The sequence below is a fragment of the Nocardia sp. CDC519 genome, assembly GCF_059509835.1.
This window is the reverse complement of record NZ_CM183377.1, coordinates 701,964-714,335: the sequence shown is the minus strand read 5'-3', so window position 1 is coordinate 714,335 and position 12,372 is coordinate 701,964. Positions and strand designations below refer to the sequence as shown.

The following is a 12,372-nucleotide window of genomic DNA, read 5'->3' as shown; positions in this document are numbered from 1 at the left end:
CGTTCGAGGCCCGGTCCGCGAGTGGCGGCCGGGCCTCGAACGATCAGCTAGCTGTGCGCGAGATCAGCGCGCGCGCCGGGCCAGGCGCTCGGAGTCGGAGATCAGCACGCTCTTGCCCTCTAGCCGCAGCCAGCCGCGATGCGCGAAGTCGGCGAGCGCCTTGTTCACGGTCTCGCGCGAGGCGCCGACCAGCTGGGCGATCTCTTCCTGGGTGAGGTCGTGGGTGACCCGGAGCGCACCGGCCTCCTGGGTGCCGAAACGCTGGGCGAGCTGCAGCAGCGCCTTCGCGACTCGACCCGGGACGTCGGTGAAGATGAGATCGGCGAGGTTGTTGTTGGTGCGGCGCAGGCGGCGGGCCAGCACGCGCAGCAACTGCTCGGCGATCTCGGGTCGCTGGTCGATCCAGGACTTGAGCGCCTCGCGATCCATGGTGACCGCGCGGACCTCGGTGACCGTGGTCGCGGTCGAGGTGCGCGGACCGGGGTCGAAGATCGACAGCTCGCCGAACATGTCCGACGGGCCCATGATGGTCAGCAGGTTCTCCCGGCCGTCCGGGGAACGGCGACCGATCTTCACCTTGCCGGACGTGATGATGTACAGCCGATCGCCGGGCTCACCCTCGTTGAAGATGACATGGCCGCGCGGGAAATCCACGGGCTGCAGTTGTTTGGCGAGCGCCGCCACCGCGGTGGGCTCTACGCCTTGGAAGATGCCTGCTCTGGCGAGGGCCTCGTCCACGAATGTGCTCCTTATGGGAAATGGCTGTAGTCCTGGACCGAAGTGGGTCGGCCGACAGTGCAGTCTACGCGGCATTCACGGCGCGTAGTGACAGACACCACGTTACGGCCGGATTGCGTGGCGTGAATTCCGCATCGCGCGGGCTCAGCTGGCCCGGGCGATGTCCATTTCCTCGGCGCGGGAGCGGCGCCTGCGCATACGAGCCACCGCCGCCGGCAGACCGAGCTTCGTCAGCTCTTTCACCTCGGCGTTGCTCGCCTTGTCCAAGTACAGCTGAACTTCTTCGTCGGGTTCGAGAAGTTTGCGGAGCCGGTTCTCGACCCGCTCCATGCCCAGGGCGAACAGCATCAACGCCACTGGGAAGAGCACCACAGCGAGTCCTTGCATGCCGAGCAGTAAACACTGTCCAGGTCTCAGATGGAACACGGCACCGGATCTGGGACGGCAACGATGTCGGTGGGTTCCGTATGGTGGACGGGTGCGTGTCTCCCCCTCATCCGCGGCCGGGATCGGGCCTTCGGCCACCGCCGCGGCGGCTGATCCTGTCCCGGCGGCAGACGGCGCGCCGAAGTCGAAAACCCGCACTCGACCGGCGGAAACCCGGCTGGGTCTCGTCCGCCGCGCGCGCCGGATGAACCGGAAACTGGCGCTGGCTTTTCCGGACGCGCATTGCGAATTGGATTTCACCACGCCGCTGGAATTGGCCGTCGCGACGATCTTGTCCGCCCAGTGCACCGACGTGCGAGTGAACCTCACCACCCCCGCGCTTTTTGCCAAGTACCCTGACGCGCGCGCCTACGCCGAGGCCAATCGCGCCGAACTCGAGGAATACATCCGCCCCACCGGCTTCTACCGGAACAAGGCGAACGCGCTCATCGGCCTCGGGCAAGCCCTGCTGGAAAATTTCGATGGTGAGTTGCCTCACACCATGGACGAACTCGTCAAGTTGCCGGGCATCGGGCGCAAGACTGCCAACGTCATCCTCGGCAACGCGTTCGGGGTGCCGGGTATCACCGTCGACACCCACTTCGGCCGGCTGGTGCGCCGCTGGGGATGGACGGCCGAAGAGGATCCGGTCAAGGTCGAACAGGCCGTCGGCGAGCTGATCGAGCGCAAGGAGTGGACACTGCTGTCCCATCGGGTGATCTTCCACGGACGCCGGGTCTGCCATTCGCGCAAACCCGCGTGCGGAGTGTGCCTGCTGGCCAAGGATTGTCCTTCGTTCGGGATCGGGCCCACCGATCCGGATGCCGCCGCCGAGCTGGTGAAGGGGCCGGAAGCGGAGCATCTGCTCGAGCTGGTGGGCCGGTGAGCCGAGTTCCCGTCGTCTGGCGCTGGGTGCTGTCGGCCCTGATCGTCGCGGTCGCGTTGGCCGTCGCGCTGTGGCCGCGCGGTGACGACGATTCCACCCCCGGCGGGGAGCGGGTCACCGCGGCAGCACGTGTCGATCCGCAGCAGCGCGCGGCCGCCGGGCTCACCGAATGCCCTCGTCCGGTCGACGGTGCGGTGGGTTCGGGCCCACTCGCCGGGCTCTCGCTGACCTGCCTGGCCGACGGTAAGCCCGTCGACCTCGCCGCCGCCCTCGCCGGCAAGCCCGCGGTACTGAATCTGTGGGCCTACTGGTGCGAGCCGTGCCGCACCGAGCTGCCCGTCCTGCAGGAGTACGCGAACCGGGTGGGCCCGGCGGTGACGGTGCTGACCGTGCACAGCGATCCCGCCGAGAACAAGGCCCTTGCCATGCTCGCCGCATTGAACGACGAGCAGCGCGGCGCGGGCCGGGCGCCGCTGACCATGCCGGGCGTCGAGGACCCGGACGCCGCCGTGCGCGCCGCCGCGGGCGCGCCGAACGCGCTGCCCATCACCGTGCTGATCCGGCCGGACGGATCGATCGCCGAGTACGTCGCCCGCCCGTTCCACGATGTCGACGACATCGCCGACACCGTTTCCGGGGCGCTGGGAGTTACCTCATGACCGACATTCCGCCCTGGCTCGCCGGCGCCACCCAGGCCCACGCCGACTTCTCCGACACCCTGTCCAAGGCGCGTGCGCTGCGCCGGGTGATGACGCTGACGTCCGAACCGCGCCAGGCCGCGGTGCTGGTGCTGTTCGGCGGTTCCCCGGCGCCTGACCCGGACGCACCCGGTGGCCTACCGGCCGACGCCGAGGTGCTGCTGACCCAGCGGGCCTCTACCATGCGCCAGCATCGAGGGCAGGTCGCCTTCCCCGGCGGCGCTGTCGATCCCGGTGACACCGGTCCGATCGATACCGCGCTGCGTGAGGCCTGGGAGGAAACCGGACTGGACCGCGAAGGCGTCGAGCCGGTCGCGGTGCTGCCGAAATTGTTCGTGCCGCCGTCCCGGTTCGATGTGACACCGGTGGTGGCGTATTGGCGCACGCCGAGCGAGGTGCGCGTGGTCGACCAGAGTGAAACCGAACGGGTGGTGCGCGTGTCGTTGTCCGATCTGCTCGATCCGGCGAACCGGTTCCTGGTCCGTGGCAGCCTCGGCTACCAGAGCCCGGCCTTCCAGGTGGACGGGATGCTGGTGTGGGGCTTCACCGGAGGAATCCTCGCCGGACTGTTCAGCACGCTCGGCTGGGAACGGGAATGGGACCGCACCGACGTGCGTGATCTGGAGAGCTCACTGGCCGCGGTGGGGATGACGCTGTGAGCGCATCGACCTGGCTCGATATCGCGGTCGTCATCCTGGCGCTGCTGGCCGCCTCGTCGGGCTGGCGTCAGGGTGCGGTCGCCTCGGCGCTGGCCTTCCTCGGCGTGGTGCTCGGCGCCGTCGCGGGCATCCTGATCGCCCCGCACATCCTGATCCACATCGGTGAGGGCCGCAGCCGGGTGCTGGCCGGCGTGCTGCTGATCGTGGTGCTGGTGATCGTCGGCGAGGTCGCGGGCATGGTGCTCGGGCGCGCCGCGCGGGGCGGGATGCGCCATACCTTCACCCGCACCGTCGACAGCGTTGTGGGGGCGGTGCTGCAGGCGGTGGCCGTGCTGGTGACGGCGTGGCTGCTGGCCTTGCCGTTGGCCACCTCCTCGCAGCCGGCCATCGCGACCGCGATCAATGGCTCGCGGGTGCTGGCCGACGTCAACGATGTGGCGCCGAACTGGCTGCGCAAGCTGCCCAACGAGTTCTCCAAGTTGCTGAACACCTCGGGCCTGCCGGACGTCATCGGGCCGTTCGGCCGCGCGCCGATCGCCGCCGTCGAACCGCCGGACCCGAGCGTGCTGAGCAGCCCGGTGGCCGCCAGGCTGCAGCAGAGCGTGCTGCGCATCCGCGGTGTCGCGCCGAGTTGCCAGCGGGCGCTGGAGGGTTCGGGCTTCGTCATCTCGCCGGAGCGGGTGATGACCAACGCGCACGTCGTCGCGGGCACCACCAGCGTCACCGTGGATACCGCCACCGGCCCGCTGGAAGCGGAAGTGGTGCTGTTCGATCCGTCCACCGACGTGGCGGTGCTGTCGGTCCCCGGTCTCACCGCTCCGGAGATCCCGGAGGCCGCGGCTCCGGCCCGCTCGGGCGACAGCGCGATCGTGCTCGGCTATCCGGGCGGCGGGCGCTACACCGCGAGCGCGGCCCGCGTCCGCGAGACGCTGGATCTGACCGGCCCGACCATCTACCGCGACGGCACCATCGAGCGCGAGGTCTACACCGTGCGCGGTCAGGTGCGGGCGGGCAATTCCGGTGGGCCGCTGGTGGATACCGAGGGCAATGTGCTCGGCGTGGTGTTCGGCGCGGCCGTCACCGATGACGACACCGGCTATGTGCTCACCCTGCAGGAGGTCCGCCGCCAGCTCGACGCGGCGGACGCATCGCAATCGGCGGTCGCGACGGGTCCCTGCGTGCTGAGTTGATCGACGTAGTGCCCGGCGGCGACGGTGCTGCCGGGCACGTCCGCCCTCAGCCCAGCAGTTTCGCCAACTCGGTGGTCACCGCTTCCGGGTTCTCCTGATGCGCGAAATGCCCCGCGCCGGGGATGGTGACGACGGTGCGTCGGGGGGAGAGCCGATGGCCGCGATGGATCGTCGTGGTGAGCACGTAGCGGTCCTGCTCGCCACGCATCGACAACACCGGAATGTCGATGGGTTTGCGCATGATCGCCATGAACCGGCGGCCATCCGGCCGCCATTGGCTACGGAAGGCCCAGCGCTGATACTCCAGCGAGCAGTGGGCCGCTCCGTGAATCTGGATGGCCGAGCGCATCCGGCGCGCGGTGTCGGTGAATTCGCTGCTCCCGGACCAGGACGCACCCACCCGCTCGCGCATCAGGCGCTCGATCTCGGCGCCGTCACCCCTGGTCAGCAGGTGTTCGGGGTATCTGGGTAGCTGATAGCGCAGAAAGTTCGGCAGCCAGGTCGAGCGCTGGGCCCGATCCCGCAGAATCGCGCTCTTGAGCGCAGCCGGATGCGGGGATCCGATCACCGCGATCGCCCGCACCAGGCGCGGATGCATGACCGCCGTCGCCCAGCACACCAGGCCACCGTCGGCGTGTCCGACCAGGGTGGCCTCGGTGTGGCCGAGCGCGCGGATGAGTCCGGCGATGTCGCCGGCCAGGGTCCAGCCGTCGTAGCCGCGTGGCGGCTTGTCGCTGTCGCCGTAACCGCGCAGATCCACCGCGACGGCGCGGTAGCCGAGCTCCGACAGCCCGGTCAGCTGATGCCGCCACGACCACCAGAAGTCGGCGAATCCGTGCAGCAGCACCACCAGCGGCGCGTCCGTGCGTTCCGGCGCGGCCTCCACGATGTGGAAGCGGATGCCATTGGCGTGAACGTCGCGATGGGTCCACGGACCCTCATAACGGACGCTGGACGGGTCCGGCAGGAAGTTCGACGCCACGCCGACCGAGCGTAGTAGGCCAGGGCCGGGCGTGTCTCAGCGGGCGGGCTTGTCCATCGCGATCTTGTCGGCGGTCAGCTCGTGCTTGCCGTGCGCGCCGAGCCCGCTGGGCAGCACCGAACGGGTCTGCTTGAGCGAGTCGATGGTCTTCTCGGGCGCGCGCAGCTTCTTGACCTTGCGGTAGCCGAGGAAGGCGAAGGTGGCCGTCGCGATCACCATCAGCGCGAACACGATCCAGAACGCCGCCCAGCGGTACAGCCAGATGTCGAGGGTTTCCGCGACCGCGAAAAAGAAGAAGAAGCTGCTGAACAGCAGGATGGTCAGCGCGACGATGAAGAAGACGCTGCCCTGCAGGCCCTTCTTGATCTCGCCGGTGACCTCGGCCTTGGCCAGTTCGACCTCGGCGCGCACCAGCGTGGAGACCTGCTCGGTGGCATCGCGCACCAGGGTGCCGAAACTGGCCGAGGCGGTCGGGTCGACCTCGGACAGGGGGATCGCGGTCACGGTGCGTCCTGGGTCGTGCGGAGAGCCGTCTCGATGCGCGTCGCGTCCGTTACCGCCCTGTGTGACACTCACTTGGTCGACCCTTCTCCCTGTCCAGGCTTCATTGTTCTCGTTCTAGCGCACGCGCGTCCCGCCGCGCCTGGTGGACACGCCCACGCCGCAACAGTAGCGCCGAACCGGCCAGTGAGGCTGCCATAGAGGTCACCAAGATCGCTGCCTTGGCCAATTCCACGGCGGTTTCGTCCTCCAGCGCGAGTTCCGCCACGAGCAGGCTAACGGTGAAGCCGATCGCGCCGAGCACCGACAGGGCGAACATATCGCGATAACCGAGGTGCGCGGGGCGTTTGGCGACGCCGAGCCGGATGGCCGCCCAGCTCCAGCCCATGATGCCGATGGTCTTACCCAGCAGCAGACCGGCGATGATGGCCAGCGGTAGGCGGTCGGTGAACAATTGCCCGAACACGCTGGAATTCAACGGGACTCCGGAGGCGAACAGCGCGAACAGCGGCACGCACAGCCCCGCCGAGATCGGCTGGACCTGGTGTTCCCATCGGGTGGCAGGCGCTTCGGATTCGCCGGGATCTTTGCGGACTCGCGTCAATAGTCCCATCCCGACGCCGGCCAGCGTCGGATGCACGCCCGCCTCGTGGAGCGCATACCAGGCCACGAGAGCAAGCGGCAGATACACCAGCGGAGTGCGGATGCGCCGGTGCTGGGCCAGCCACCAGCCCGCGAAGCAGGCGAGCGCGGCGAGCAGCCACAGCAGCGAAAGACCCGCGGTGAACAGCACCGCGATCAGGATGATGGCCAGCAGGTCGTCGACCACGGCCAGGCTCAGCAGGAAGACCCGCGCGCTGGCGGGGATCCGGGAACCGGTCATGGCCAATACCGCCAGCGCGAACGCGATATCGGTGGCGACCGGGATGGCCCAGCCGCGGTCCATGCCGGGTACGCCGTATCCGATGACGTAGGCGATGATCGCCGGTGTGATCACGCCGCCGACGGCGGCGATGATCGGCAGTGCGGCCCGCTTGCGGTCGGCCAGCTCGCCGACCACGAGTTCGCGTTTGAGCTCGAGCCCCGCGACGAAGAAGAAGACCGCGAGCAGCCCGTCCTTGGTCCAGTCGGCCAGCGTGAGTTCCAGATGCAGCGGTGGAATCGGCAGCACCGCATCGGTCATCGTTTCGTAGCCGGCGCCCCACGGCGAGTTCACCCACAGCAACGCCACCGCGGCCGCGATGAGAAGCAATGAGCCGCCGACGGTTTCGGTGCGCAGATACCTGGACAGCTCCGAGCGCGCCGCTGTGATCACGGGAAACCTCTCGTCGGGTCGGTCAGGGACCGCAGACGCGCGGCGAACCGCGAGGGATTCGACGTACACGACCACGCGCCGACCAGACTTCCCGGCACACCTTACGCAATTCTAACGGTTACGCCCGGTGACAATCGAATCCACCGGGCGTAACCTGCCGCCCCTGCCGGAAATCCGCCGGTTCGGCTCAGGCGCGCGAGGCCCGGATCGCTTCGAAGACGTTCGGGTCGACGAGCGTCGAGGTATCGCCGAGTTCGCGGCCCTCGGCGACGTCGCGCAGCAGTCGGCGCATGATCTTGCCGCTGCGGGTCTTGGGCAGCTCCGGCACCACATGGATCTCGCGTGGCCGTGCGATCGGGCTGATCTCCCGTGCCACCTCTGCCTTGAGTTCGTTCACCAGTTCGGCGCCGGTGTCGGTGGCTTCGGCGGTGAGGATGACGAACGCCACGATGCCCTGCCCGGTGGTCTCGTCGCTGGCGCCGACCACGGCGGCTTCGGCCACGCCGGCGTGACCGACCAGAGCCGATTCCACCTCGGCGGTGGAGATGCGATGGCCGGAGACGTTCATGACGTCGTCGACGCGGCCGAGCACCCACAGGTCGCCGTCGGCGTCGAGTTTGGCCCCGTCACCGGCGAAATACCAGCCCTGCTCGGCGTAGCGCTGCCAATAGGTGGCCTGGTAGCGCTCCATATCGCCCCAGATGCCGCGCAGCATGGACGGCCACGGCTGGTCGAGCACGAGGTAGCCGACGACGGCCGAATCGCCGGCCGGGCGGACGATATTGCCCTCTTCGTCGACGACTTTCGCCGAGATGCCGGGCAGCGGGGTCATGGCCGCACCGGGTTTGGCGGCGGTGACGCCGGGCAGCGGGGAGATCATGATCGACCCGGTCTCGGTCTGCCACCAGGTGTCCACGATGGGTGCGCTGCCGGAGCCGATGACGTCGCGGTACCACCGCCACGCTTCCGGGTTGATCGGTTCGCCGACCGAGCCGAGGACCCGGATCGAGGACAGATCGTGGGCGTCGGGGATCTCGCGACCCCACTTCATGAACGTGCGGATGAGCGTGGGCGCCGTGTAATAGATGGTGACGCCGTACTTTTCGATGATCTGCCAGTGCCTGTGCTCATCGGGGAAGTTCGGTGTGCCTTCGTAGACGACCTGGGTGGCGCGGTTGGCGAGGGGGCCGTAGACGATGTAGCTGTGGCCGGTGACCCAGCCGATGTCGGCGGTGCACCAGTAGACGTCGGCGCCGGGTTTGTGGTCGAAGACGTAGTGGTGGGTGTAGGCGGTCTGGGTGAGGTAGCCGCCGGAGGTGTGCAGGATGCCCTTGGGTTTTCCGGTGGTGCCGGAGGTGTAGAGGATGAACAGCGGGTGTTCGGCGTCGAAGGCCTCGGCTTCGTGTTCGGGGGAGGCGTTCGCGACGGTTTCGTGCCACCACAGATCGCGGCCCTCGGTCCACGGCACCTCGACATTGGTGCGCCGCACCACGAGCACATGTTCGACGCTGTGCGGGACATCGCCCTTGGCGTAGAGCGCCTCGTCCACCGCCTCCTTCAGCGGCGCGGGCTTGCCGCGCCGCCACTGGCCGTCGGTGGTGATGATCAGCCGGGCGCGCGCGTCGTCGACGCGCTGGCGCAGCGCCGAGGGGGAGAACCCGGCGAAGACCACCGAATGGGTGAGCCCGAGCCGCGCGCAGGCCAGCATCGACACGATGGCCTCGGGGATCATCGGCATATAGATGGCGACCCGATCGCCGGTCTCCAGACCCAGTTCGGTCAGGTAGTTCGCCGCCCGGCTGACCTCGGCGAGCAGGTCGTTGTAGGTGATGGCGCGGGAATCGCCCGGCTCGCCTTCCCAGTGGATGGCGATCTGGTCGCCGTGGCCGTCGCGCACGTGCCGGTCGACGCAGTTGTAGGCGACATTGAGCTTGCCGTCGGCGAACCATTTCGCGACCGGAGCGTCCGACCAGTCCAGTACCTGGCTCCACGGCTCATGCCAGTGCAGGCGCTGCGCCTGCTCGGCCCAGAAACCCTCGCGATCGGCTTCGGCGCGGCGGTAGATCTCGGCGTCGGCGTTCGCGGCGGCGGCGAATGCCGCGCTGGGCGGGTACGAGTCCTGGTGATCGGCGGTGGTTTCGGTCATCTCGTCACTTCCTTCACATCACCTGCGCATGCGGCCGGTTTCGACAGTAGTCAACTGTGACCCACGCCGCTGCCACCCTGTCCATCGGGTGGGCACCGATTCGGCAGGCACGAGTGCGGCCCGGTCGCCTGACAAATCGGTGCCGCGGTGGTTATCGTCGGCTTCTGATCGGCGGGCGGGGTCCGCGCAGGGCCGGTTCGAGCGCGTCGGCCCGAAACGGCCGCGACCGAGCCGGCAGACGACGATGATTCCGGGGGTGCAGATGCGGATTCCGGCCTGGTTCGCGACGTTGGTGCTCGCCCTGCTGTGCGCAGCGACGGTGCCCGCCTGCACCATCACGCCGGCGCTGGGTGATTCCATCGCGGTCAACGGCAGCGAACCGCAGAATCCGCTGGTTCCGTCGAATACCAACGAGAACGGCGGCGGCCGGATCGTGGACCGGCTCTTCGCCGGGCTGCGCCGCATCGACGCGAACGGCCGCCTGCACGACGAGGTCGCCCAGTCCATCGAGACCGCCGACCAGCAGCACTATCTGATCCGGTTGACACCAGGCTGGACCTTCAGCGACGGCTCGCCGGTGACCGCGCACTCGTTTGTCGACGCGTGGAATTTCGGCGCGCTGATCACCAATGCGCAGTTGCAGAGCTACACCTACGAGCCGATCGTCGGCTTCGACGATGTGCAGGCCGATCCGCCTCGCGCGCAGACGATGTCGGGGTTGCGGGTGCTCGACGAGCTCACCTTCACCGTCGATCTGAAGGCGCCGACCATCGACTTCCGTACCCGCCTGGCGTACGCGCCGTTCTATCCGCTGCCCGAGGTGGCGTTCGAGGATATCGAGGCGTTCGGTCAGCGCCCGATCGGCAACGGCCCGTATCGCTTCGCCGACGGTGACGCCTGGCAGCACGATGTGAAGCTGGACCTGGTGCCCAACGAGACCTACCGGGGCGGGCGTCCGGCCAAGAACAAGGGCCTGACCTTCGTGTTCTACTCCAATTTCGACGCCGCCTATTCGGATCTGCTTGCCGGCAATCTCGACGTGCTCGACACCGTCCCGCCCAGCGCGCTCACCGTCGCCGACGACGATCTGGGCGAGCGCGCCGTGTCCGCGCCCACCGCGCAGAACCAGTGGATCGGCACACAGCCCGGCCTGCCGCATTTCGACGGCGAGGAGGGCAGATTGCGCAGGCACGCCATCTCCATGGCGATCCAGCGGGAACGCATCGGCGACAAGATCTTTCGCGGCACCCGCACGCCGGCACGCGACTACACCTCACGAGTGCTGCCGGGCTACGACCCGGATCTGCCCGGCTCCGAGGTCCTCGACTACAACCCGGAACGGGCGCGCGAGCTGTGGGCGCAAGCGAACGAGATCTCGCCGTGGAGTGGACGTTTCGAGATCGCCTACAACGCCGACGGCGGCCATCAGGCCTGGGTCGACGCGGTCGCCAACAGCATCAAGAACACCCTCGGCATCGAAGCGGTCGGCGCCGCCCTGCCGACCTTCAAACAGCTGCGCGATCAGGTCACCAGCCGGACCGTCGGCAAGGCGTTCCGGTCCGGCTGGCAGGGCGATTACCCGACCATGTTGCAGTTCCTGGAACCCGGGTTCCTGAGCAACTCGGCCACCAACGATTTCGATTACCACAACCCGGAATTCGACGCGTTGATCGCCTCCGCGGAGGCCGCGCCGACCGAGGAACGGTCCTGGGAACTGGTCGCCGAGGCGCAGACGGTGCTGCTGCGTGACCTGCCGACCATCCCGGTCTTCGACTACGTCAACTCCGCGGGCTATTCCGAGCGGGTCCGCAATGTCGCCTTCGCCTGGAACGGCCTGGCCGACTTCGAGAACATCGAGCTGCGCTGAGCCGCCGGAGAGTGAGGAGAGCGTATGGCTTGGTACATCGTGCGGCGGCTGGTGCAGATGATTCCGGTGTTCTTCGGCGCCACGCTGCTCATCTACTTCCTGATCTTCAAGGTCTCCGGCGGATCTGTGGCCGCCCTTGCCGGTGACCGCACGCTGACCCCGGCCCTGGAAGCCCAGCTGCAGGCCCGCTACCACCTGGACCGGCCGTTCATCGTGCAGTATCTGTACTACCTGAAGGGCATCTTCACCTTCGACCTCGGCACCTCCTTCTCCGGCCGCCCGGTGCGCGAAGAACTCGCGCGCGCCTTCCCGATCACCTTCCGGCTGGCGCTGCTCGCGGTGCTGTTCGAGACGGTGTTCGGCGTGTTCTTCGGCGTCATCGCCGGACTGCGCAAGGGCAGGCTGTTCGATTCGACGATGCTGGTCGCCAGCCTGATCGTGATCGCGGTGCCGGTGTTCGTGCTCGCGTTCCTCGCCCAATATCTGTTCGGCATCGAATGGGGTATCGCGCCGGTGACCGTCGGCGCCGACGCGAGTTTCGCGCGGCTGATCGTGCCCGCGATGGTGCTCGGCGCACTGTCGTTCGCCTACGTGCTGCGCCTGACCCGCAGCTCGGTGGTGGAGAACCGGGACGCCGACTACGTGCGAACCGCCACCGCGAAGGGACTGCCGCGGCGCCGGGTCGTGGTGGTGCACATCCTGCGCAATTCGCTGATCCCGGTGGTCACCTTCATCGGTGCCGATCTGGGTGCGCTGATGGGCGGGGCCATCGTCACCGAGGGCATCTTCAATATCCCCGGCGTCGGCGGCACCCTCTACCAGGCGGTGGTGCGCGGCGAGGCGCCGACGGTGGTCTCCTTCGTGACCGTGCTGATCGTGGTGTTCCTGCTGGCCAACCTGATCGTCGACCTGCTGTACGCGGCGCTCGACCCACGGATCCGCTATGCGTGAGAAGGGAGTGTGA

The 12,372-nt window shown here is 68.1% G+C and carries 12 protein-coding genes; 6 read left to right on the top strand and 6 right to left on the bottom strand.

What is annotated here, in order from left to right:
* Positions 1 to 63 precede the first annotated feature (63 nt).
* A complete protein-coding gene (locus tag AC5W7N_RS03120) occupies positions 64 to 738 on the bottom strand; it encodes a Crp/Fnr family transcriptional regulator (protein WP_014348619.1) in 675 nt (224 codons plus the stop codon).
* A gap of 144 nt (positions 739 to 882) precedes the next feature.
* Positions 883 to 1,110, bottom strand: a complete 228-nt coding sequence (locus AC5W7N_RS03115) for a hypothetical protein (RefSeq protein ID WP_081597118.1) — start codon at positions 1,108 to 1,110, stop codon at positions 883 to 885.
* Positions 1,111 to 1,216: 106 nt separating this feature from the next.
* Between AC5W7N_RS03115 and nth the strand changes: the two genes are divergently transcribed.
* Genes nth through AC5W7N_RS03095 form a run of 4 tightly spaced genes read left to right on the top strand, consistent with a single transcriptional unit; the run spans position 1,217 to position 4,597 of the window.
* The gene (gene nth, locus AC5W7N_RS03110; protein ID WP_194990099.1) at positions 1,217 to 2,050 is read left to right on the top strand and encodes an endonuclease III; all 834 of its coding nucleotides are present in this window, start codon (positions 1,217 to 1,219) and stop codon (positions 2,048 to 2,050) included.
* The gene (locus AC5W7N_RS03105; protein ID WP_324197379.1) at positions 2,047 to 2,709 is read left to right on the top strand and encodes a TlpA family protein disulfide reductase; all 663 of its coding nucleotides are present in this window, start codon (positions 2,047 to 2,049) and stop codon (positions 2,707 to 2,709) included. The genes nth and AC5W7N_RS03105 overlap by 4 nt, the downstream gene beginning before the upstream one ends.
* Positions 2,706 to 3,407 (top strand): NUDIX hydrolase, encoded by a 702-nt coding sequence (locus AC5W7N_RS03100; protein ID WP_195020483.1) that lies wholly within the window; start codon positions 2,706 to 2,708, stop codon positions 3,405 to 3,407. The genes AC5W7N_RS03105 and AC5W7N_RS03100 overlap by 4 nt, the downstream gene beginning before the upstream one ends.
* Complete coding sequence (locus AC5W7N_RS03095) at positions 3,404 to 4,597, top strand: MarP family serine protease (protein WP_163813687.1); 1,194 nt, start codon at positions 3,404 to 3,406, stop codon at positions 4,595 to 4,597. Before AC5W7N_RS03100 ends, AC5W7N_RS03095 begins: the two co-directional genes overlap by 4 nt.
* Positions 4,598 to 4,643: 46 nt before the next feature.
* On the opposite strand, the gene AC5W7N_RS03090 is transcribed toward AC5W7N_RS03095, so the two are convergent.
* The 4 genes from AC5W7N_RS03090 to acs form a co-directional block, all read right to left on the bottom strand.
* Positions 4,644 to 5,579 (bottom strand): alpha/beta fold hydrolase, encoded by a 936-nt coding sequence (locus AC5W7N_RS03090; protein WP_195020484.1) that lies wholly within the window; start codon positions 5,577 to 5,579, stop codon positions 4,644 to 4,646.
* A gap of 36 nt (positions 5,580 to 5,615) precedes the next feature.
* Positions 5,616 to 6,155 (bottom strand): phage holin family protein, encoded by a 540-nt coding sequence (locus tag AC5W7N_RS03085; protein ID WP_036532255.1) that lies wholly within the window; start codon positions 6,153 to 6,155, stop codon positions 5,616 to 5,618.
* Between the two features lie 28 nt (positions 6,156 to 6,183).
* Entirely contained in the window at positions 6,184 to 7,395 is a 1,212-nt protein-coding gene (nhaA, locus tag AC5W7N_RS03080; RefSeq protein WP_163813685.1) for a Na+/H+ antiporter NhaA, read from the bottom strand.
* Between the two features lie 187 nt (positions 7,396 to 7,582).
* Positions 7,583 to 9,541: an acetate--CoA ligase gene (acs, locus tag AC5W7N_RS03075; protein ID WP_163813684.1), complete on the bottom strand. Its 1,959-nt coding sequence runs from the start codon at positions 9,539 to 9,541 to the stop codon at positions 7,583 to 7,585.
* Positions 9,542 to 9,803: 262 nt separating this feature from the next.
* Between acs and AC5W7N_RS03070 the strand changes: the two genes are divergently transcribed.
* Positions 9,804 to 11,408 carry a peptide ABC transporter substrate-binding protein gene (locus AC5W7N_RS03070; protein ID WP_195020913.1) on the top strand — a complete coding sequence of 535 codons (1,605 nt, stop codon included), beginning with the start codon at positions 9,804 to 9,806 and terminating at the stop codon, positions 11,406 to 11,408.
* Positions 11,409 to 11,432: 24 nt separating this feature from the next.
* Entirely contained in the window at positions 11,433 to 12,359 is a 927-nt protein-coding gene (locus tag AC5W7N_RS03065) for an ABC transporter permease (RefSeq protein ID WP_163813683.1), read from the top strand.
* Positions 12,360 to 12,372: the final 13 nt, after the last annotated feature.